Annotated in this window: 20 protein-coding genes; 3 read left to right on the plus strand and 17 right to left on the minus strand. The window is 63.1% G+C overall.

Annotated features, from left to right (window positions below):
* Positions 1-61: 61 nt before the first annotated feature.
* The 16 genes from mgtE to argS all read right to left on the minus strand — a co-directional run bounded on the left by mgtE (position 62) and on the right by argS (position 19345).
* Complete coding sequence (gene mgtE, locus AACR93_RS09455) at positions 62-1486, minus strand: magnesium transporter (protein WP_043850600.1); 1425 nt, start codon at positions 1484-1486, stop codon at positions 62-64.
* A gap of 353 nt (positions 1487-1839) precedes the next feature.
* Positions 1840-2235 carry a CesT family type III secretion system chaperone gene (locus AACR93_RS09460; RefSeq protein ID WP_041209779.1) on the minus strand — a complete coding sequence of 132 codons (396 nt, stop codon included), beginning with the start codon at positions 2233-2235 and terminating at the stop codon, positions 1840-1842.
* Positions 2232-3194 carry a YopT-type cysteine protease domain-containing protein gene (locus AACR93_RS09465; protein WP_043850665.1) on the minus strand — a complete coding sequence of 321 codons (963 nt, stop codon included), beginning with the start codon at positions 3192-3194 and terminating at the stop codon, positions 2232-2234. The genes AACR93_RS09460 and AACR93_RS09465 overlap by 4 nt, the downstream gene beginning before the upstream one ends.
* A gap of 166 nt (positions 3195-3360) precedes the next feature.
* A complete protein-coding gene (gene cysG / locus AACR93_RS09470) occupies positions 3361-4761 on the minus strand; it encodes a siroheme synthase CysG (protein ID WP_043850601.1) in 1401 nt (466 codons plus the stop codon).
* 12 nt (positions 4762-4773) lie between these two features.
* A complete protein-coding gene (gene nirC, locus AACR93_RS09475; RefSeq protein WP_043850602.1) occupies positions 4774-5586 on the minus strand; it encodes a nitrite transporter NirC in 813 nt (270 codons plus the stop codon).
* Between the two features lie 57 nt (positions 5587-5643).
* Positions 5644-5961, minus strand: coding sequence for a nitrite reductase small subunit NirD (nirD, locus tag AACR93_RS09480; protein ID WP_043850666.1), 318 nt, complete (start codon positions 5959-5961; stop codon positions 5644-5646).
* Positions 5961-8507, minus strand: a complete 2547-nt coding sequence (nirB, locus tag AACR93_RS09485) for a nitrite reductase large subunit NirB (RefSeq protein WP_043850603.1) — start codon at positions 8505-8507, stop codon at positions 5961-5963. The genes nirD and nirB overlap by 1 nt, the downstream gene beginning before the upstream one ends.
* Positions 8508-8801: 294 nt before the next feature.
* Positions 8802-9890 carry an ABC transporter permease gene (locus tag AACR93_RS09490; protein ID WP_043850604.1) on the minus strand — a complete coding sequence of 363 codons (1089 nt, stop codon included), beginning with the start codon at positions 9888-9890 and terminating at the stop codon, positions 8802-8804.
* 3 nt (positions 9891-9893) lie between these two features.
* Complete coding sequence (locus AACR93_RS09495) at positions 9894-11003, minus strand: ABC transporter permease (protein ID WP_043850605.1); 1110 nt, start codon at positions 11001-11003, stop codon at positions 9894-9896.
* A complete protein-coding gene (locus tag AACR93_RS09500) occupies positions 11000-12769 on the minus strand; it encodes an ATP-binding cassette domain-containing protein (protein WP_043850606.1) in 1770 nt (589 codons plus the stop codon). The genes AACR93_RS09495 and AACR93_RS09500 overlap by 4 nt, the downstream gene beginning before the upstream one ends.
* Entirely contained in the window at positions 12766-13734 is a 969-nt protein-coding gene (gene hlyD, locus AACR93_RS09505) for a secretion protein HlyD (RefSeq protein WP_043850607.1), read from the minus strand. Before hlyD ends, AACR93_RS09500 begins: the two co-directional genes overlap by 4 nt.
* The gene (locus AACR93_RS09510) at positions 13731-14372 is read right to left on the minus strand and encodes a TetR/AcrR family transcriptional regulator (protein WP_041209771.1); all 642 of its coding nucleotides are present in this window, start codon (positions 14370-14372) and stop codon (positions 13731-13733) included. The genes hlyD and AACR93_RS09510 overlap by 4 nt, the downstream gene beginning before the upstream one ends.
* 259 nt (positions 14373-14631) lie before the next feature.
* Entirely contained in the window at positions 14632-15960 is a 1329-nt protein-coding gene (gene hslU, locus AACR93_RS09515; protein WP_033115662.1) for an HslU--HslV peptidase ATPase subunit, read from the minus strand.
* Between the two features lie 67 nt (positions 15961-16027).
* Positions 16028-16561 (minus strand): ATP-dependent protease subunit HslV, encoded by a 534-nt coding sequence (hslV, locus tag AACR93_RS09520; protein ID WP_043850608.1) that lies wholly within the window; start codon positions 16559-16561, stop codon positions 16028-16030.
* A 186-nt stretch (positions 16562-16747) separates the two neighbouring features.
* The gene (locus tag AACR93_RS09525; RefSeq protein ID WP_043850609.1) at positions 16748-17596 is read right to left on the minus strand and encodes an SPOR domain-containing protein; all 849 of its coding nucleotides are present in this window, start codon (positions 17594-17596) and stop codon (positions 16748-16750) included.
* 3 nt (positions 17597-17599) lie between these two features.
* Positions 17600-19345 (minus strand): arginine--tRNA ligase, encoded by a 1746-nt coding sequence (gene argS, locus AACR93_RS09530; protein WP_043850610.1) that lies wholly within the window; start codon positions 19343-19345, stop codon positions 17600-17602.
* Between the two features lie 299 nt (positions 19346-19644).
* On the opposite strand from argS, the gene AACR93_RS09535 reads away from it, so the two are divergent.
* From AACR93_RS09535 to AACR93_RS09545, 3 genes are all read left to right on the plus strand, one after another.
* Complete coding sequence (locus AACR93_RS09535; protein ID WP_043850611.1) at positions 19645-20211, plus strand: LON peptidase substrate-binding domain-containing protein; 567 nt, start codon at positions 19645-19647, stop codon at positions 20209-20211.
* Positions 20212-20352: 141 nt separating this feature from the next.
* A complete protein-coding gene (locus AACR93_RS09540; protein WP_043850612.1) occupies positions 20353-20922 on the plus strand; it encodes a sigma-70 family RNA polymerase sigma factor in 570 nt (189 codons plus the stop codon).
* On the plus strand, positions 20915-21604 hold the full coding sequence (locus AACR93_RS09545; RefSeq protein WP_043850613.1) for a ChrR family anti-sigma-E factor: 690 nt from the start codon (positions 20915-20917) through the stop codon (positions 21602-21604). Before AACR93_RS09540 ends, AACR93_RS09545 begins: the two co-directional genes overlap by 8 nt.
* Positions 21605-21667: 63 nt before the next feature.
* On the opposite strand, the gene bacA is transcribed toward AACR93_RS09545, so the two are convergent.
* The gene (bacA, locus tag AACR93_RS09550) at positions 21668-22483 is read right to left on the minus strand and encodes an undecaprenyl-diphosphate phosphatase (protein WP_043850614.1); all 816 of its coding nucleotides are present in this window, start codon (positions 22481-22483) and stop codon (positions 21668-21670) included.
* Positions 22484-22524: the final 41 nt, after the last annotated feature.

Here is a 22524-nt window from a genome sequence, read left to right on the forward strand (position 1 = left end):
TTTCACCCCGGCTATGCCGGGGCTTTTTATATGGAGAGGAGGGGGTTTTTCTTGCGCGGGTTTAGAGCAGGAACAGGGTGGCGAGACCGAGGAAGATAAAGAAGCCGCCGGTGTCGGTGATGGCGGTGATCATCACGCTGGCGCCCACGGCCGGATCGCGGCCGAGCCGGTTCATGGTCATGGGGATAATCACCCCCATCAGCGCCGCCACCAGCAGGTTGAGCACCATGGCCAGGGTCATCACGGCGCCCAGCGCCGCATCCTGATAGAGCAGGAAGGTCGCCACCCCCATGGTGCCGCCCCACACCAGCCCGTTGATCAGCGCCACCCCGAGTTCGCGCAGCAGCAGGAAGGAGAGGTTGCCTGCCTGAATGTGCTGCAGCGCCAGCGCCCGCACTATCATGGTGATGGTCTGGTTGCCGGTGTTGCCGCCGATCCCGGCGACGATGGGCATCAGGGCTGCCAGCGCCACCAGCTGGGAGATGGTGTGCTCGAACAGGCCGATCACCCGCGAGGCGACAAAGGCGGTGCAGAGGTTGATGGCAAGCCAGGCCCAACGGGTCTTGACCGCCTTGGAGACGGGCGCGAACACATCCTCCTCTTCACTGATACCCCCCATCCGGCGCAGGTCGGTGTCGCTCTCCTCATAGACCAGGTCCACCACCTCTTCGACGGTGAGGCGACCCATCAGCTTGCCCTTGCCATCCACCACGGCGGCGGAGAGCAGGTCATCCCGCTCGAAAGTGCGGGCGGCCGCTTCGTCGTTATCCTCCGGATCGAAGGTGACCGGATCCTGCTCCATCACTACATTCACCCGGGTGTCCGGTTTGTGCAGCAGCACTGTGGTGAGCGGCAGCTCCCCCAGCAGGTGGTTGCGCCGATCGATGACGAACAGCTTGTCGGTGTTGGCGGGGATCTTGCCGCGCAGGCGCAGATAGCGCTGCACGGTGGCGAGCGTCACCTCGGGGCGGATGGTGATGATCTCGAAATCCATCATGGCGCCGACGGTGTGCTTGCCGTAGCGGATCACCTCGCGCACCCGATCCCGGTCGGCGGGGGCCATGTAGGTAAGCAGCCGTCCCATCAGGTTGCGGGGCAGGTATTGGCCCAGATAGATCTGATCGTCGATATCGAGGGTGCGCAGGGCATCGAGCAGCTCTTTGTCGCTCATGCCGCTGATGAGGCTGTCCCACACCGTCTCCGACGCCTCGACCAGAGTCTGGCCGCGCTTCTCTTCACTCACCAGCGCCCACAACACATGGCGCTCATCCGGCGGCAGCGACTCCAGCGCATCGGCGACGTCGGCGGCGGGCAGGCTGTTGACCAGCCGGGTCAGCTCGCTGGTCTGGTCGCGCTGTTCGGCATCCTGCACCGCCTGCGGATCGAGCAGGCTGTCGGTGAGGGCGTCATCGCGCAGCAGCAGGGTGAGAATGCGGGATCTGTCTTCCGCACGCTGCCTGGCGCTGTTTTTGATGGGAAGAGACATGGAGAGGTTCCTGAGCTGGTGGCCATAGGGCCGAATAGCCATAGGATACCAGACTTAAAACAACAGGTTATGACGGCGCGCAGTGGTGCAGAGATTTATCCAGCATAGATCGGGCGAGGGTTTGGTGCAGGCGCAATGGCAGGAGGAGGGCGGTTTGGGGGGAAAATGGCTATGTATAAATTTAATTTATGGGTTTTACCTGAATGACCCAACTTTAACTTATGAAGAGTGGGTTGATCCCTTCAGCTCTTTTAAATACTCACAGATTGCCAGCCATGGCCATCGCCCGATCCCGGTGAGAGAGTTATTCAGCCGGGATCGGGTGACGGGGGGCGACCCCGGGCTGAGGTGGTTCAAATTCTCAGCAGGTGGGGGCTTGCTCGCAACGAGCCGTGGCAATCTGGCGGGGCAAGCCGGGCCTCGGCATCGTCGATAAATCGTTCTAGCCAAGCTTCAAGACTCGTCTGATCCAGCAGTGCCAGAGGATATTGGGACCAGAGGATCGTCTGCCCATCCAGCGTACCCTGTACATGGGCTGGCCACTGGGCACCGAACAGGTTGTCGCTGGGGGGCTGGAGGGGGCCCAGTTCACAGTAGAGTTGCAGCCATTGTTCCTGATAGCAGCCGATCATCACCCGCAGGCGCTCGTCGACCAGCAGGGTATAAACCCCCTCTTCGGAGGGAAGAGGAGTTATCCCCAGCCGGTTGAACAGCCCCTCTACCAGTTCACGATAGGTGGAATGGCTCATGCGTCAGCCCCCTTGAAGTTGTAAACCTCGAACTCCTGCCCAAGTCCGATCTCAAGATTGTATTTGGAGCCTGGCCAGAAGGCGTTGGTAAACCAGTTTTTGAACTGTCCCTTGTCAGGGAAATGGAACTCGCCAAAGTTGGGATCGAAGAAGGTAACTCCCTGTTGTTCATCCACATGGGCTGCCACTGTGTGGCCGGCCATCTTGCCCGAGAAACTGATCTTCTTGTACTCGGCACTTTCACCTCGGGTATCCAGAATCGCTGCAACCAGCTGTTCCGGGCCTTGTGAACCTGTTTGGCCAGAAACAGGGGGCATTGGATAACCGGATTTGCTCATTCGCGGTACGAGGTTGTGGTCGGTGAGCCAGTTGCTTGTGACCTGAGCCTGATCGACGTGTTCTTGCATGCCGTCCATCTGCAACTGCTTGATGGAGACCAGCGTGTCAATTTGAAACTGACCTTTCTGGCCGCCGGTATAGAGCTGGTTGAACAGGCTATCACCCTTGGCGTGGCTACTGATCCAGTGGGCGGAGATCGACTCGCACACGCCGCCCGAAGTGTCCCCGTGTTTCATGATCTCACCGAGGAAGGCCCCCTTGGTCTGAGCGAACTTGAAGGTGACGCTGCCGCCATGCTGGGGTACCGAGTCACGGACTGTGCCGAGGAATAGGCGAACGCCGAGGTGTATCAGGCGATCTTTGATCATGCTGAAGCGGAAGGCGCTGGTCGGGTTGGGTTTGCCGTCGCTGGTCAGCTGGCGATCCAGCAGAGAGCGACCAGGCAGGTTGTGCTGCACGGCGGCGGAGAAGCGGGCCAGCAGCCCGGGGCGTTCGGTTATGGATTGCAGGTCACGTTTGGCTAATGGACCATCGTGCTTGGGGACGTTTGTTGGGCTGATGGGGGCTGATATTGAGGTGCCGCTGGTATGCTGCGATTGGCTGATGGAGGTGATTGTCATCATCATTACCCGTGGATGTTTGCTCTTTACATGGGGGCTTGATGATAGAGGTTGTCCAGTGCAGCGGGCTGTCAGGAATTCAGCCTGATTTTAACACTATTGGGCGCATTATCTGGTCAGGGTGCGGGGCAGAGAAAACGCCTCTTAAGAGAGGCGTTGGCAGGGTTCAGGCGAGGGCTCGCTGAGGCTGTGGTGCTGCGCCAAACCAGGCGAGCTGGTCGGCCAAAGTGACCACCGAGCCCACCATGATGAGGGCAGGACTTTCGACCCCCACCGCCAGCGCGGGCAGCTCATCGAGGGTGCCGCGAATGACCCGTTGGCAGGGTTGGGTGCCGCGCTCAATCAGCGCCACCGGGGTGTTGCTCGCCTTGCCGTGGGCCAGCAGCTGCTCGCGGATGGTGGCGCAGGAGGAGAGCCCCATATAGAAGACCAGTGTTTGCCGATCTTTGGCCAGCAGCGGCCAGTCGAGATCCCGGGCGCCCCCCTTGCCGTGGGCGGTGACGAAACGCACGCTCTGGGCGTGATCGCGGTGGGTGAGCGGAATACCGGCGTAGGCGGCGCAGCCGCTGGCCGCGGTGATGCCGGGCACCACCTGAAAACCGATGCCTGTGCCGACCAGCGTCTCCAGCTCCTCGCCGCCACGGCCGAAGATAAAGGGGTCGCCCCCCTTCAGCCGCACCACCCGCTGGCCCTTCTTCGCCTCCTCCAGCAACAGCTGGTTGATCCCCTCCTGCGGCACGCAGTGGTTGCCCGCCTGCTTGCCGACGAAGATGCGCTTGGCATCCCGGCGCACCAGCGCCATCACTTCGTCGGAGACCAGCCGGTCATAGACCACCACGTCCGCCTGCTGCATCTGGCGCAGGGCGTGCAGGGTGAGCAGGCCCGGATCGCCGGGGCCAGCCCCCACCAGCACCACCTCGCCACGGGAGTGACTTTCATCGGCAAACAGGTTGTCGGCCAGCTGGTGGGCAGAGGCGTGATCGCCCCGCGCCAGTGCCTGCCCGAGTTGGTCTGCCCCGAGCAGCCGCTCCCAGAAGCGACGCCGCTCCCCCATGCTGGCGAAGCGGGCCTTGACCCGCTCCCGCAGGCTGCCGGCGAAGGTCGCCACGGCGCCGAGATGCTGAGGCAGCAGGGCTTCCAGTTTTTCCCGCAGCAGCCGGGCCAGCACCGGCGCCTTGCCGCCGGAGGAGATGGCCACCATCAGCGGCGAGCGATCGATGATCGACGGCATGATGAAGCTGGAGCGTTTCGGGTCATCCACCACGTTGGCAAAGATCCGCGCCTGATTGGCGCTCTGGTAAACCAGCGCATTCACCTCGCGCCGATCGGTCGCGGCCACCACCAGCCACTTGCCCGCCAGTTGCTGCGACGCAAATTCACCGGCCAGCCACTCGATGCTGCCGTTGGCCGCCAGTTCAGCCAGCTCGGGGTCGAGCTCGGGGGCGACTACTGTGAGCTGGGCACCGGCATCCAGCAGCAGGCGCGCCTTGCGCTCCGCTACCTCGCCGCCGCCGACCAGCAGCACGGGTTTGTTGTCGAGTCGGCAAAAGATGGGCAAGTAGTCCATGGGGCCTCCGGATCAGGCGGTTCGGGTCTGGTTGGCGGTGCTGGTGGTGTCGCTCACCGCGACCGGGCGCTCGGCCTTGGGGGTGGCATACCAGTAGCCGAGGCCCATAAAGAGAGCGCCGGAGACGGTGTTGCCCAGGGTCACCCACAGCAGGTTGTGGCCGATGCCGCCCAGGGTGTAGGCCTCGGAGTGGGCACCAAACCAGGAGAGGGCGAACAGGGTCATGTTGGCGATGGAGTGCTCGTAGCCGGAGGCGATAAAGGCCAGCAGACACCACCAGATGGCGATGAAGCGGGCGGCTCCTTCGGTGCGCAGCGCCATCCAGATGGCGAGGCAGACCAGCCAGTTGCAGAGGATCCCCTTCATAAACAGAGTCAGGGCCGGAGCCTGGGTTTTGGCCAGCGCCACCTTGTGGGCCAGACTGCCTGCATCCGGCAGCAGGCTGCCGCCGTAGGAGTAGATGAGCGCCACCACGACGGAGCCAATCAGGTTGCCGGCCCAGGTCTGCGGCAGGATGCGCAGCAGGTCGGCCATGGTGATCTTGCCGCTTTTCACCCCGAAGGTGAGGAACATGGTGTGGCCGGTAAACAGCTCGGAGCCGGCGATGATCACCAGGGTCAGGGCGATGCCGAAGGTGGCCCCCATCACCAGCGGCCGGATGGCGGGATCCACCAGATTGCCGAGGGTGAAGATGAGGATGATGCCGAGGCCCACATAGGCCCCCGCCATGGCGGAGCTGAGCCAGAAGCCGAGCTTGTCGCTGCGCTCGAAGCGGTTGATGCGGGCCGCGTTGGCGGCGCACTTGTTAATGGTTTCCGTGTACATCTTGTGAGTCCTTGAAAGGGCAGCCCGCAGGCAGCCCGAAAGAGAGTGAATTTGGCTTTAGACGGCGACCCAGATCTGCTGGTCGCGCACTTCAACGGGATAGCTTTGAACCGACATGGCCGGGTTGTCGAAACAGTGGCCATCGCTCAGGCGAAAGCGCTGCTTCTTGAGCGGGCTGGCCACCCAGAGCTCGCCGTCGTGTTCGCAGATCAGGCCCCGCGACAGCACGTTGGCGGCGAAGAAGGGATCCCGGTTGTCGATGGCGAACACCTCGGCCACCGCGCTCGGGCGGAACAGGGCGATCTGACGCCCCTCGAGCAGAGCACAGACGCCGGTGCCAGGGAGTATGTCGTTGAGTTGGCAGGCAAGTTTCATCATTTGGTTTCCACCTCGATCTGGTAGACGGGGATGCGCTCGGCCGGAGTGGCGGGTCTGTGCTGGTCGCGCTCGGCGACGAACTGGACGTCCGGATCGCGCTTGTCGCTGTTGATGAAGTGGCTGAAGCGCTTGAGCGCCTCCTCTTCGTTGAGGGTGCGCGACCATTCGCACTCGTAGCTGTCGATAAGGGTCTGGATATCGCGCTCCAGGGTGTCGGCCAGCCCCAGCTTGTCGTCGACGATCACCTCGCGCAGGTAGTCGACGCCCCCTTCCAGATTGCTGAGCCAGACCGAGGTGCGCTGCAGTTTGTCGGCGCTGGTGACGTAGAACATCATAAAGCGGTCGATCAGCTTGATGAGGGTCTCGCGGTCGAGGTCAGACGCCAGCAGGTCGGCGTGGCGCGGCTTCATACCTCCGTTGCCGCCCACATAGAGGTTCCAGCCCGCGTCGGTGGCGATGATGCCGACATCCTTGCCCTGCGCTTCCGCACACTCACGGGTACAGCCGGAGACGCCGAACTTCATCTTGTGCGGGGTGCGAATGCCCTTGTAGCGGTTCTCGAGGAAGACCCCGAGGCCAACGCTGTCCTGCACGCCGAAGCGGCACCAGGTGCTGCCGACACAGGTCTTGGCCATACGCAGCGCCTTGGCGTAGGCCTGACCTGTCTCGAATCCGGCTGCCAGCAGCTTGCGCCAGATGGCGGGCAGGTCATCCTTCTGGGCCCCGAACAGGCCGATGCGCTGGGCGCCGGTGATCTTGGTGTAGAGCTTGTAGTCGCGGGCTACTTCGGCCACCGCCAGCAGCCCTTCCGGAGTCACTTCGCCACCGGCCATGCGCGGGATGACGGAGTAGCTGCCGTCTTTTTGCATGTTGCCGAGGAAGATGTCGTTGGTGTCCTGCAACGGGATGTTACGCGGGCTCAGCACATGCTCGTTCCAGCAGGAGGCGAGGATGGAGCCGACGGTCGGTTTGCACACCTCGCAGCCATAGCCCTGACCGTGTTTGGCCAGCAGTTCGTCGAAGCTCTTGATCCCCTCCACCTTGACCAGATGGAACAGCTCCTGACGGGAGTGGGGGAAGTGGGCGCAGAGGTGGTTGTTGACCTCGATGCCCTGCTTCACCAGCTCGGCGTTGAGCACCTGACTGATGAGCGGCACGCAGCCGCCGCAGCCGGTACCGGCCTTGGTGTGCTGCTTGATGGCGGCAAGGGTGGTGTGACCCTCGGTCACCGCCTTGGCGATGTCGCCCTTGGAGACGTCGAAGCAGGAGCAGATCTGGGCGTTTTCCGGCAGGGCATCCACCCCCAGAGTCGGTTTGGCTCCGGCGTAGGCGGGCAGGATCAGGGTGTCCGGGTGGCTCGGCAGCGGCAGGGCGTTGAGCATCATCTGCAGCAGGTTGCCGTAATCTTCCACGTCACCCACCAGCACGGCGCCGAGCAGGCGGCTGTTGTCTTCGCTCACCACGATCTTCTTGTAGACGCCAGCCTGATCGTCCTGAAACACATAGCTGTGGCTGCCCGGAGTGCGGCCGTGGGCATCACCGATGGAGCCGACGGAGACGCCGAGCAGTTTCAGCTTGGCGCTCATGTCCGCCCCCTCGAAGCGGCTGTCGCTGCCTAGCAGATGGTCGACGGTGATCTGGGCCATCTTGTAGCCCGGCGCTACCAGCCCGAAGAAGCGGCCTTGCCAGGCGGCGCACTCGCCGATGGCGTAGATGTCGGGGTCGGAGGTGAGGCAGTGATCGTCGATGACGATGCCGCCGCGCTCGGCGATGGCGAGATCACCGTAACGGCCGAGGGTATCTTGCGGGCGAATGCCGGTGGAGAAGACCACCACGTCCACTTCCAGTTGGCTGCCGTCGGCGAAGGCGAGGCGGTGTTTCGCCTGCTCGCCGCCATGCATCAGGATCTCGCTGGTGCTCTTGCTGGTGTGTACCTGCACCCCCATGGATTCAATCTTGCGGCGCAGCAGCTGGCCGCCCTGACCGTCGAGCTGCTCGGCCATCAGTACCGGAGCAAATTCCACCACATGGGTTTCGAGACCCAGTGCCTTGAGGGCGCCGGCGGCTTCGAGGCCAAGCAGGCCGCCACCGATCACCACCCCGCTCTTGCCACTCTTGGCGGCGCTGCGGATGGCTTTCAGATCCTCGATGGTGCGATAGACGAAGCACTCGTGGTGCTGACTGCCCTGGATGGGCGGCACCCATGGGTAGGAACCGGTGGCCAGCACCAGCTTGTCGTACCCGACCACAGTGCCCTTGTTGGAGTGCACTTCGCGGTTGGCCCTGTCGATTTTTTTCACCGCTTCGCCGAGCAGCAGGCGGATGCCGTGCTTGTCGTAGAAGCCGGGTTTGACGAGGGAGAGATCTTCGCTGGTGTGATGGGAGAAGTAGGAGGAGAGATGGACGCGATCGTAGGCGGGACGGGGTTCTGCACCGAAGACGGTGATCTCGTAGCGGCCCGGGTCGGCCCGCTCGATCAACTCTTCGATGAAGCGGTGCCCCACCATGCCGTTGCCCACAACGACCAGTCTGACTTTGCTCATGATTGCCTCTAGTTTGGAGTAATAAAACATCATTCTGGGGCTAGGCTACCCAGTCGGCAGGGGCGGGCAATTGATGCAAATCAAGTGTCTATTTATATATCTCGTCAGGGGTAATTCGATAAAATTCAAAGATATACAAAAATAGGTATACCAGTTGATGATTTCTGCGCTGGCTTGGAGTGAGGGATGGTGAAGAGCAAGAGCGCTTTAGCAACAGCCGGGAGTGAAAACTTCTGGCGGAAAAAGGCCGGCCTCGCACTGGCGAGACCGGCATCAGCTGAACAAGGTGGCGCGTCAGGCGATATGGCGGCGGAACATGGCGAGCGCCAGCGACAGGGTGACGCCGGCGATGGCGAGCAGCGGCCAGAGCAGGGGCCAGGCGGCCGACCAGTCAAACCCCTTGAGGAAGACCCCCTTGAGCAGCACGATGAAGTGGGTGAGGGGGTCGATAGCCGCCAGCCACTGGAACACCTGCGGCATGTTCTCCACCGGCGAGATGTAGCCCGAGAGGATCACCGCCGGTACGGTGAAGGAGAAGACTCCGAGAAAGGCCTGCTGCTGGGTCGAGCAGAACGACGAGATGAAGAGCCCGATCCCGGCCAGTGCCAGCCCGTAGCAGACCATGCCCGCCATCAGCAGGCTGAGGCTGCCGGCAAAGGGGAGGTGAAAGACAAAACGGGCGGCCAGCGCGACTATGCACCCTTGTCCCACCGCCACCATGATGCCGGGCACCGCCTTGCCCGCCATGATCCAGCCTGCGGTGAGGGGGGAGACCAGCAGCTGATCGAAGGTGCCCTCCTCCCGCTCCCGCGCGACCGAGAGGGCGGTAACGATAAGACAGCCGGTGGTGGTGATGATGGCCACCAGCGCCGGCAGGATATGCCAGTGGAACTCGACGTTGGGGTTGTAGAGGTTGCGTACCGCCAGTTCGGGTTGCCCCTTGCCCTCACTTTGCCAGCGGGCGATCACCTGACTGATGTAGCCCGCCGCCACCTGACCGCCGTTGGAGCGGCGTCCATCGATAATCAGCTGCACCTTGGCCGGTTCGCCCCGCGCCAGCCGGCGCGAGAAATCCCCCGGAATAATCAGCCCGAGCAGCGCCTGCTGCCCGGTGATGGCCTCGGTCATGCCCGCCTCGCCCTGCACCGGGATGATGGTGGTGAAGGCGGGCATATGGGTGAGGCGCTCCAGCAGCTCGCGGCTCTGGGCACCGCCATCCTGGTTGTAGATGGCCAGCGTGTTGCCGGTCACCTCCAGAGTGGCGGCGAACGGGAAGAGGGCGGTTTGCAGCAGCACCGGCATGATGAGCAGAAAGCGCCCCTGGGTATTGCCCATCAGGGCCAGCAGCTCTTTTCGGATCAGCCACCAGAGTCGGATCAGCATGGGTTACTCCAGAGTGCGCCGCGTCTTGCGGGCGGTCAGGGCCAGCCAGAAACCGGCCAGCAGCAGCAGACAGAAACCGTTGACCAGCAGGATCGAGAAGACGCTACCCGCCTGATAGAGGGTCTGCAGGGAGCTGGCGAAATAGCGGGCCGGAATGAGGTGAGTGATGGCCCGCAGCAGCGGCGGCATGCTGGCGATCTCGAACACGAAGCCCGACAGCATCACGGCGGGCAGAAACGCAGCGATCAGCGCCGCCTGTGCGGCATTGAACTGGCTGCGCATCACGGTGGAGAGAAACAACCCGAGCCCGAGGGCGCTGCCGAGAAAGACGCTGGTGACCAGAAAGAGCAGCAGCAGGGAGCCGCGCCACGGCACGCCCATCACCGCCACCGAGAAGAGCAGGCAGAGCAACATGGCAATGATGCCAAGGCCATAGTAGGGCAGCAGCTTGGAGAGCAGCAGCTCCCCCTTGGTGACCGGGGTGGCGAGCAGCGCCTCCATGGTACCGCGCTCCCACTCCCGCGCCACCACCAGCGAGGTGAGCAGGGCCCCAATGATGGTCATCACCACCGCAATGGAGCCCGGCACCAGAAAGTTGCGGCTCACCAGCGCCGGGTTGAACCAGGCGCGGCTCTCTATCGACACCGGCATGGCAACCCCCTCGCCAGCGAGCCACCCCTGCCAGATCCCCAGCACATAGTTGGTGACGAAGTTGGCGGTGTTGGGCTCGGAGCCGTCGGTCAGCAGCAGCGCCTGCGGCGTGCCATTGCCCTGACCGGCCAGCGCGCGGGAGAAGCCGTCATCGATCACCAGCAGGCCGCGGATCTCGCCACGGGCCAGACTGGCGAGCAGGGACTCCTTGCTCGGGCCGCTGTGGATCTCCAGTGCGGTAGAGCCGCGCAGGGCCTGCTCCAGCCGCACTGCCGGGGCGCCGCTGTCGGTACGCCAGATGCCGAGGCGCAGGTGGTCCACATCCAGATTGATGGCGTAACCCATCACCACCAGCAGTACCACCGGCATGATGAAGGCGATGAGGATGCTGCTCGGGTCACGGACGATTTGCAGCGTCTCCTTGCGGCAGAGGGCCAGCAGTCGCCGACGGTTGATGCTCATGCGTCCTCCTCGCTGGCCCGCTCGACCAGGGTGATAAAAGCCTCTTCCATTGTTGGCAAAGAACAGGTCGGCAAGGAGCCGGTTGGCAAAGAGGTCGCCGCCTCTTTGGCGGCCAGCCCCTTGAGATCGTCCGGGGTGCCGAGCGCCAGCAGCTTGCCGCGATAGATGAGGGCGATGCGGTCGCAATACTCCGCCTCATCCATAAAGTGGGTTGTGACCAGCACTGTGACGCCGTGGTCGGCCAGCGCGTTGATGTGCGACCAGAACTCGCGCCGGGTCACCGGATCGACCCCGGAGGTGGGCTCGTCGAGGAACAGCAGCGGCGGCTCGTGCAGCAGGGCGCAGGCCAGCGATAAGCGCTGGCGCAGGCCGAGCGGCAGGGATTCCGCCTTCTGATCGAGCCAGGGGGCGAGGGCAAAGGCAGTCACCATGGCATCGATCCGCGTCTGCTGGTGGCGGCCGAACAGGCCGTAGATACCGGCGAAGAAGGAGAGGTTCTGCGCCACGGTGAGCTGTTTGTAGAGAGAGAACTTCTGCGCCATGTAGCCGAGGCGCTGGCGCGCCGCCGAGGGGCTGTGGGCCAGATCGATGCCGGTCACCAGCGCCTGTCCCTCGCTCGGGCGCAGCAGGCCGCACTCCATCTTGAAGGTGGTGGACTTGCCCGCCCCGTTGGGGCCGAGCAGGCCGAAGATCTCGCCGCGGCGCACCGCAAAGCTGACATCATCGGTGGCGGCGAAATCGCCGAAGCGCTTGGTGAGGTGGCGTGCCTCGATCACCGCCTCGGGGGAGACTCCCTGCGGCAGTTCGGCTTCCCGCATCCCGGCTGCCAGACTCGACTCCCCGCCGGGGCCGCCGCCGAGCAGGTCGATAAAGGCATCCTCCAGCCGGGGCTGGGCTGGTTGAAAGGCGCCGTTGGCGAGATGCAGCTCCGCCAGCGGTGGGGGCGTCATGCCCGGGTTCAGCAGCAGGCGAACCCGCTCCCCCGCCACCGCGCCATCCATCACTGCCGGGTGAGCCAGCGCCCGGCGCAGCAGGGCGCGCCGCTCGCGGCCATCCAGCTGCCCCGACTCCAGCAGCCAGCAGCGGCTGGCCATGGCTCCCATCAGATCGGCTGGCGTGCCGCTGGTGCGCACCTCGCCATCCGCCATCAGCAGCACGTGGTCGCACAGTTCCGCCTCATCGAGATAGGCGGTGCTCCAGAGCACCGTCATCCCTCCCTTGGCCAGCTCGCGCACCATCTGCCAGAGGGCGCGGCGGGAGATGGGATCGACCCCGACCCCCGGTTCGTCGAGCAGCAGCACATCCGGGGTGCCGAGCAGGGCGCAGGCCAGCCCGAGTTTCTGCTTCATCCCGCCAGAGAGCTTGCCTGCCGGCCTTGCGGTGAAGCGGGCAAGATCGGTGAAGGCGAGCAGCCGAGCGAAGGTGGGCGTGCGTTCGGGCTCCAGTACGCCGCGCAAGTCAGCGTAGAGGGTGAGGTTCTCCAGCACGCTGAGATCCTCGTAGAGGCCAAACTGCTGGGGCATGTAGCCGAGGCGCTGGCGCAGCTGATCCCCCTCGCTCACCGGGTCCAGCTCCAGCACCCGGATGGTGCCCGCTTCGGGGATCAGCAGACCGGCCAGCAGGCGCAGCAAAGTGCTCTTGCCCGCGCCATCGGGGCCAACCAGCCCGGTGATGCCGCCAGCCGGAATGGTGGCCGAGATGGCGTTGAGGGCGACTCGCTCGCCAAAGCGTTTGGTGAGCCCCTCAAGGGAGATGGCGCAGCTCATGGCGCCAGCCTGACGGTGACCGGCATCCCTTGGCGCAGGGCCGGGTCGGGGTCCTGCACCACGATGCGCAGCCGGTAGACGAGGTGAGTGCGCAGGTCCGGCGTCTCCACCGATTTCGGGGTGAACTCGGCGGTGGGCGAGACAAAGCCCACCACCCCGTGATAGGGCTTGTCCGGCCGCGAGTCGGTGGTGAGGGTCACTTTGGCGCCGCTCGGGAAGTGGCCGAGCCAGGGCTCCTCCACATAGGCGCGCACCCAGACTGGCGCGGTCAGGGAGAGGTTGAAGGCGGTCGCTCCGCTCTGCACCATGCTGCCGTTCTCGATGGCGCGACTGATGATGATGCCGTCGCTGGGGGCGGTCAGGCTGGCATCTGCCAGCGCCAGTTCGGCACTGGCGAGCGTCGCTTTGGCTCCTTCCAGCTGGGCATCGGACTGGGCAATCTCTTCCGGGCGGTAGCCGGTTTCGAGCTGGGCGAGCTGTTCGCGTGCCGAGCGTACCTGCGCCTGGGTCTGATCCCGCTGGGAGCGGGCAGTATCGAGCTGACCGCGGGAGATGGCGCCGGTGGCGGCCAATGCGCTCTGGCGGCGCCACTGCTGGTCGGCCTCCAGTGCAGCGGCTTCGGCGGCGGCCAGTGCGGCCCGGGCGCGGTCGGTCTCTTCGCTGCGATAGCCTTTGTGGATCAAGGTGTTGGCGGCAGTGAGCGCGGCCAGATTGGCGCGGGCGCTGTCGCGGCTGTGGGTGAGGGGAACCGGATCGAGGCGGGCCAGCAGTTGACCGGCTTTTACCCTATCCCCCTCATCGACCAGCACCTGATCGACCCGGCCGCCGACCCGAAAGGCCAGATTGACGTCGCGAATATCGACATTGCCGTAGAGGATGGAGCCGTCGGCCGGGAGCCCCTGCCACCAGAGGTAGCCACCGATAACGGTTAGCAGCAGGGCTACGATTGCAATGCGTTGTTTCATGCCGCTTCTCCTTCTTTCATGTCGGTGGGGCGCAGGCCGCGCAGGGCCCATACCAGCCGTTGTCTGGCGGCCTCTGGGCTGTCTATCTGACTGAGAAAGGGGGCGGCCTGTTCGGGCAGCCAGCCGAGCTGGCGACCGCTGCCGGCGATCACCAGCGGCAGGCCGACCGACCCCATGATGAAGATCATCAGCTGGAGCGGGTGACCCGCGACCAGCGACCCTTCCGCCTGTGCCATCCGTACCTGCTCGATCAGCAGCAGGGGATGACGGCGCGGCAGGCTGAGCAGAAAGCGCTGGGCCGCCCCTTCACCCGCCAGCGCATCGCCAAACAGGTGGTTGATAAAGCCGCGCTGGCGCGCCACCAGCCCGATCAGCGCCTCCATGGTCGCCTCGAACATGGCGATGGCGGAGGGGTAGGAGCCTTTGGCTGCCACCGCCTTGAGCTCGTCATAGAGGGGGGCGTACCAGAGCTCGACCAGCTCGTCGATAAAGGCGTCGCGGTTGCCGAAGTGGTAGACGAAGGAGCCGAGGTTCACTTCGGCCGCCGCCGCCAGCTCGCGCACCGTCAGGCCGCGCAGCCCCTTCTCGGTGGCGATGGCGAGGCCGGTATCGAGCAGTTTCTGCCGGGTTGGATTCATCTTTCTGGTTCCTGCTGCACAGATTTTGATCTGATTTATACGTATGTATAAATCAGCCGCCGAGAATAGGAAAGATCTTTTTTTGAGCAGATTTCAGCGGGGATGAAAAAACGGCGGACGTTGGCAAGGGGAAGTTTGGAAACGGCTTGGGATTGAACGGGTTGCCGCAGGTGTGGGCCAGAATCCGGGCAGATGACGGAGGTGGTGGAGAAATAAAAACGCCTCCGCGAAGGGAGGCGTTTTATCGGGAGGGGCGCGCTTACAGAATAAAGCGGCTCAGATCCTCGTCTTCAATCAGCTTGCCGAGGTGGGCGTTGACGTAGTCGGTGTTGATGACGAAGGTCTCGCCGGATTTCTCGGAGGCGTCGTAGGAGATATCTTCCATCAGGCGTTCCATCACTGTGTGCAGACGGCGGGCACCGATGTTCTCGGTACGCTCGTTGACCTGCCAGGCCGCTTCGGCCAGACGGCGGATACCATCCTGGGTGAACTCGATATTGACCCCTTCGGTGGCCATCAGCGCCTTGTACTGATCGGTCAGGGAGGCGTTCGGCTCGGTCAGGATCCGCTCGAAATCTTCAGTGGTCAGCGCGGTCAGCTCGACCCGGATCGGCAGACGGCCCTGCAGCTCGGGGATGAGGTCGGACGGCTTGGCGATCTGGAAGGCGCCGGAGGCGACAAACAGGATATGGTCGGTCTTGACCATGCCGTGCTTGGTGTTGACGGTGCAGCCCTCGACCAGCGGCAGCAGGTCGCGCTGAACCCCTTCACGGGAGACATCGGGGCCCGAGCTCTCGCCGCGCTTGCAGATCTTGTCGATCTCGTCGAGGAAGACGATGCCGTTGTTCTCGACCGCAGCGATGGCTTTCTGCTTCAGCTCTTCCGGGTTGACCAGCTTGGCCGCTTCCTCTTCGATCAGCGCCTTCATGGCCTCTTTGACCTTGATCTTGCGCTTCTTCTTCTGGTTCTGGCCCAGGTTCTGGAACAGCCCCTGCAGCTGGTTGGCCATCTCTTCCATGCCCGGCGGGGTCATGATTTCGACGCCCATCGGGGAGGCTGCCAGATCCAGCTCGATCTCCTTGTCATCCAGCTGACCTTCGCGCAGTTTCTTGCGGAAGATCTGGCGGGTGTTGGAGTTGTCGGCTTTCTCTTCCTCACCCCAGGTGTTGCGCGGGTTGGGCAGCAGAGCATCGAGAATGCGCTCTTCGGCGGCTTCCTCGGCGCGGTATTTCATCTTCTCCATCTCGGTCTCGCGCACCAGCTTGATGGCGACATCGGTCAGATCGCGAATGATGCTGTCCACTTCCTTGCCGACATAGCCCACTTCGGTGAACTTGGTCGCTTCCACCTTGATGAAGGGGGCGTTGGCCAATTTGGCCAGACGACGGGCGATCTCGGTTTTGCCGACACCGGTCGGGCCGATCATCAGGATGTTCTTCGGGGTCACTTCATGGCGCATCTCTTCGTTGAGCTGCATCCGGCGCCAGCGGTTGCGCAGGGCAACGGCCACCGCACGCTTGGCATCGGCCTGACCAATGATGTGACGATCCAGTTCGTGGACGATTTCTCTCGGGGTCATCTCGGACATGATGGAGTTCCTGTATCAGGGGCGGGCAGTGCCCACCCCTTGGAGAATTGGTTGCTATGTAGCCGGCTTATTTGGCCGAATAGTCCAGCACTTCGACGGTGTGGTGCTGGTTGGTGAAGACGCAGATGTCGCCGGCGATCTTGAGCGCCTTCTCGACGATGCTCCTGGCATCCAGATCGGTGTTTTCCAGCAGGGCGATGGCCGCGGACTGGGCAAAGTTGCCGCCGCTGCCGATGGCGATGAGATCGTGCTCCGGCTGCACCACGTCACCGTTGCCGGTGATGATGAAGGATTTTTGCTCGTCGGCGACGGCCAGCAGTGCTTCGAGGCGGCGCAGGGCGCGATCGGTGCGCCAATCTTTGGCCAGCGCCACGGCGGCGCGCTCCAGATTACCCTGATGGGCCTGCAGTTTGGCTTCGAAGCGTTCGAGCAGGGTGAAGGCGTCGGCGGTACCACCGGCAAAACCTGCCAGTACCTTACCGTTGTAGAGGCGATGAACCTTGCGGGCGTTGCCCTTCATGACGGTGTTGCCAAGAGAAACCTGACCATCGCCACCGATGACGACCTGACCGTTGCGGCGAACTGAAACTATGGTAGTCACTTTACTTACCTCGCTTGAGCCGAATGACGGCCTGACTGTGCATGGTAGAAAAGATGGGGATGGCAAAACGGCTTTTCAAGCCTGCAATCGGTCGGGACAAGCGCGAGATGGGGCTATGGGTGCGAAGGGAGCCCAAAGAAGAGGGGCCGGGTGTTGCCACCCGGCCCCTCATGGTAAAACGGGCGCTTACCCTTTCTTGGGAATGCAGCCGCTGATGCCTGAGCTCTGCAGCTTGCGGTTGGCCGCGTCGGCGGCGGCCTTGCCGTTGAAGGGGCCGACCATCACCTTGTAGACGGTGCCGTTGGCGCCATTGATCACCTGCAGGCTGGAGGAGAGACCTGCGGTGAAGGCGATGCGTGCCTTGAGCGACTCCGCAGAATCCTGCGAGCGCAGGGCGGCGCACTGCATCATATAGCGGCCGCTGTCAGCTGCTGCGGTCTGGGCAGGCTGTTGGGCTGCCGGTTGGGCTTTGGCGGCTGCGGCTCGCTCACGCTCCAGCTCGGCACGGATCTCCCGCTCCATCCGCTCACGCTCGGCCTTGCGGTCGATCACCTGCTCCTGGGCGCTGGCAACCGGCGCACCGGAGGTGGAGGGAGTTGTTGCCGGATTGGGCTGATAGGGCTTGGGCTGGCCGATGGGCGTTCCCGGCTGGGGAATGTCGGTCGGTACCGGCTGCGGCAGCTTCTCCGGTTGCAGGGTCATGGTATCGGCAGGAGGCGGCGGCAGAACGCCCGGCTGGGTCGGCGGCTCTATGATATCGACCTGCTTGTTCTCAAGCCGTTCGATGTAGCTCCACTTCTCCTGAGGCAACCCGTTGTTCTGCGGTTTGGGCTTGTTGGCTTTGACCTGCTCTTCGATGGTCGGGGCATCGTTGCCCTTGCCATTGATCATGTAGAGGAAGCCGCCAAAGCCTGCCAGCAGCACCCCGGCCAGCAGGGCCGGGATAACAGGAAAGCGGCGCGGAGCCGCTTTCTTGGTGTTGCGACCGCCCGCGCGACGTCGCGGACGGTTGCCGACATAATCCCGGGTCGCCATCTATTACATGCGCTCCAGGGTGTAGATACCCAGTACGCCGAGGCCCAGCTTGAGCACCTTGGCGGTGGCAGCACACAGCAGCAGACGGCTCTGACGGGTCGCTTCGTCCACGCTATCCTTGTTGATCGGGCAGGCTTCGTAGAAGGTCATGAAGTTGCCGGAGAGCTCGTACAGATAGGTACAGAGCAGGTGCGGCATCCCCTTGTCCGCCACGCCGTTGACCGCGTCGGAGAACTGGATCAGCTTCTGGGCCAGGGTCTCTTCCGCTTCCTCGTTCAGGGTCACATTGCCGGTCAGGGTAGCGGCATCGACGCCGGCCTTGCGGAAGATGGACTGAATACGGGTGTAGGCGTATTGCAGGTAAGGAGCTGTGTTGCCTTCAAAGGAGAGCATCAGATCCCAGTCGAAGATGTAGTCGGTGGTGCGGTTCTTGGAGAGATCCGCATACTTGACCGCACCCATGGCGATGGCGTGCACTACTTCGGCCTTCTCTTCGGCGGAGAGGTCGCTGTTGCGGCTCTCCAGCAGGGCGGCGGCGCGCTCTTCCGCTTCGTTCAGCAGGTCGACCAGCTTGACGGTGCCACCGGAGCGGGTCTTGTAGGGACGACCATCCTTGCCCAGCATCATGCCGAAGGCGTGGTGCTCGAGCGGCACGGATTCCGGCACATAACCCGCCTTGCGGGTGATGGTCCAGGCCTGCATCAGGTGCTGGTGCTGACGGGAGTCGATGAAGTACATCACCCGGTCGGCGCCCAGGGTTTCGTAACGATATTTGGCACAGGCGATGTCGGTGGTGGTGTAGAGGAAACCGCCATCGCTCTTCTGGATGATGACGCCCATGGCCTCGCCATCCTTGTTCTTGAACTCGTCCAGGAAGACAACGGTGGCGCCTTCGCTCTCGACCGCCAGCCCTTTGGCTTTCAGGTCGGCCACGATCTCCGGCAGCATGTCGTTGTACATGGACTCGCCCATGATGTCCTTGTTGGTCAGGGAGACATTCAGGCGGTCGTAGTTGCGCTGGTTCTGCTCCATGGTCATGTCGACCAGCTTCTTCCACATGGTACGGCAGTACTCGTCGCCACCCTGCAGCTTGACCACGTAGTTACGGGCGCGCTCGGCGAAGGCTTCGTCTTCGTCGTAGCAACGCTTGGCCTGGGTGTAGAAGGCTTCCAGATCGCGCAGCTCCATGTCGGAGGCGTTCTCGTTGGCCATCTTCTCCAGATAGGCGATCAGCATGCCGAACTGGGTACCCCAGTCACCGATGTGGTTGGCACGGATCACTTTGTGGCCGAGGAACTCCAGCGCACGAGCGGCTACGTCACCGAGTACGGTGGAACGGATGTGGTGCACCGCCATCTCTTTGGCCACGTTGGGGGCGGAGTAGTCCACCACTACGGTCTGCGGGGTCGGCAACTTCACGTTGGCGTTGGCCGAGGTGACCATGGCCTCGACCTGACCGGCCAGCCAGCGCTGGTCGAAGAAGAAGTTGATGAAGCCGGGGCCGGCGATCTCGACCTTGGCGATCAGGTCGGAGGCAGGCAGGTGCTCGATGATGGCAGCCGCCAGCTCACGGGGATTCTTGCGGGCCGGCTTGGCCAGCAGCATGGCCAGGTTGGTGGCCAGGTCACCGTGAGCTTTTTCCTTGCATCGGTCTACTTGCACGCGGGCTTCCAGGTCCGCCGGCAGGACGCCTGCTGACTTGAGATTGGCTACCGTTTGTTCAAGTAGATGATGAATATGCTCTTTCATAACTGACCACCAAGGTTGCGCGTCGAAAAATGACTGATATATAAGGGCGTGAATTTTACCCGCATCGGCTCGAGAAAACTATAGGGATGACCCGCCGCTCGCTGTCGGGCGGATATTTCACTGCGTTTGGCGCCATATTCCAGAATATTGGACGGAAATTACGGTGCTTATCCATTTCTACTGCATATCGAAGCGCCTTGTCCAGGCTATTTCCCCTGATTGTTAAGGGTTTTTCCCGACACTGATCTCCCGCTGGCTGTTGCACGTACCTAGAGTCGTAACCCAGCAAGGAGTTTGTGATGCGACTGGCACTGTTTCCCCTATCAGCCCACCTGCTGCCCGGCGGCATCATGCCGCTGCGGATCTTCGAGCCCAGATACCTGCGGATGGTGGCCGAAGCGGGGGAGGCGGGCTTTGCCCTCTGCATGGTGGATCCGCGCCAGCCCGACGCCCTGCGCAACATGCTGCCCATCGCCACCCGGGTCAAGGTCATCGACTTCGACCGGCTGCCGGACGGCATGCTGGGGATCACGGTGCAGGGGATGGAGCGGGTGCAGATAGAGGATCTGTGGCAGGAGCCCGATGGCCTGCGTATCGGCGAGGTGACGCCGCTGACGGCCTGGCCGCCCCGCCGGCTCCATCCCGATCAGCAGCCGCTGGTCGAGACGTTGCGGGAGGTGTTTGCCGATTATCCCGACTACGCCGCCCTCTATCCCGCGCCCCGCTGGGACGATGGCAACTGGGTGGCCCAGCGCTGGCTGGAGGTGCTGCCGATCCCCCCTGAACAGAAACAACTGCTGCTGGCCGCCGCCGACAATCAGCCCGCCATCGCCCTGCTCAAGGGGGTGCTGGTGGCCAGCCACTGATTTTTTCCTGACCCGCTGATCCGCCACTGCCGCAGCGCCGTACAAGTCATCACCACAGCATGTTCGACAGCACACCAAAGGGATGGCGCAATGGCATATACTGGCCAACCACACTCGACCATACGCAGGACCTCGCCCGTGATGGATAACCCGGATGGCGACCTCAAATCTCTGCTGATCAGGGTGGCAGAGCAGGCCGACAAGGCTGCTTTTGCCCGCCTGTTCCAACACTTTGCGCCGCGCATTCGCAGCTACGGCTTGCGCCACCTCGGCAGCGAAGCCAACGCCATGGACCTGGTGCAGGAGACCATGCTGCTGGTGTGGCAGAAGGCGCGTCTCTACCACCCCGAGAAGGGGGCGCCGACCACCTGGATCTATACCGTGATGCGCAACCAGTGCTTTGACATGCTGCGCCGTCGTCGCGCCAGCAAGGAGGATCTCTGTGCCGAGGAGCTGTGGCCGGTGCTGGAGTTTCAGGCCGAAGAGGAGCACCTGAGCGGGGGGGAAGATGCGGTGCTGACCCGTCAGATGGCCCATTATTTGGGCACCCTGCCGGAGCCGCAACAGCAGGTGGTGCGTGGCATCTATCTGCAGGAGTTCTCCCAGCAGGAGTTGGCGGAACGACTCGGCGTGCCGCTCGGTACCATCAAGTCCCGCCTCCGGCTGGCGTTACAGAAACTGAAAGAGCAAGTGGAGCAAGGCCATGATTAAAGCCCATCCGACCGACCCTATGCTGCGTGCCTTCGCCGCCGACGAGCTCCCTCTGCCGCTGGCGGTGGGGCTCTCCGCCCACTGCGAACTCTGCCCCGATTGTGCTGCCCGACTGAAGACATTCGAAGAGGAGCTGGCGCAGCAATATCTTGCCTCGCCAGCAGAGCCCGAGCTGGACTCCCGCGATGAAGTGGGACTGGACGCCGGATTCGACGCCATGCTGGCGGATATTCTGGCGCAGCCCGAACCGGTTGCCGCACCCGTTATCGATCTGCCCCGAGCCCAGCCCGGCGAGCTGGAGGTAGCCGGTCACGCCTACCGTTTGCCACGGGTGCTGGCCCGCTACCGTTCGCCCAAGTGGCGCCATATCGGGGCCATTCGTCAGCAGAGTCTGCCGCTGGACGAGATGGGGGCGCGCGCCAGTTTGCTCCATATCGAAGCGGGCGGCCGCATCCCCGAGCACACCCATCAGGGTTATGAGCTGACCCTGCTGCTGGCGGGCAATATTCAGGATGGCGATACCCTCTATCAGGCCGGGGATTTTATCTGGCGCGATGCCAACCATGCCCACAGTCCGCATACCCCGGATGGCTGCCTCTGCTACACGGTGCAGGATGCGCCGGTGCAGTTCACCAAGGGGTTGTCGCGGCTGCTCAATGGCATCAGTCAGCACCTCTACTGAGGGGCTTGGACAATAAAAAAGGGACCTTGCGGTCCCTTTTGTCATTTGATTGCTGGCTGAGGGTCAGGCGACAAACAGCAGATAGACGGCGAATGCCACGATAAAGCGGTAGATGGCGAATGGGATGAAGTCGAGGCGACGGATCAGCGCCAGGAAGCTCTTGATGGCGATCATGGCGACCACGAAGGCGGTGATAAAACCCACCGTAAACATCGGGAAGTCGGCCATGGAGAGGAAGTCGCGGCTCTTGTAGAGATCGAGCGTACTGGCCGCCATCATCATGGGTACCGCCATGATGAAGGAGAACTCGGCCGCTGCATGGCGGCTGATCCCCATCAGCATGCCGCCGCTGATGGTGGCGCCTGAGCGTGAGAAGCCGGGCCAGAGCGCCAGACACTGGAACAGGCCGATGCCAAACGCCTGTTTGTAACTGATGTCATCCAGGGTTTCGGAGCGAACCGCCGGGCGGAACTTCTCGGCGATGATCAGCAGGATACCGCCCGCAACCAGCGCATACATCACGGTCTGCGGGCCAAACAGGTTGGCTTTGATCCAGCTGTGGATGGCCAGACCGACCACGATGGCGGGCATCATGCCGAGGATGACATGGATCAGCGACAGAGTGGCGTGGCCCGGTTCCGGCTTCTGACCGAAGTGGATGCCAATCAGACCAAACAGGCGGCGCCAGAAGACGGCAACCACCGCGAGAATCGAGCCAAGCTGGATCACCACTTCGAAGGTGGCGGCCTTGGGCCCTTCAAAGCCCAGCAGATGGCCGACGATGATCATGTGGCCGGTTGAAGAGACGGGGAGGAACTCGGTCAGCCCCTCGACGACGCCCAGAATAAAGGCGACCAGCAGGCTATAGGTGTCAGTCATCGAACAGAATCCTTGCTACGTTGATGCAAAAACGCCCCGGA

It is taken from the genome of Aeromonas sp. L_1B5_3 (assembly GCF_963866575.1).
Taxonomy (GTDB): domain Bacteria; phylum Pseudomonadota; class Gammaproteobacteria; order Enterobacterales; family Aeromonadaceae; genus Aeromonas; species Aeromonas jandaei.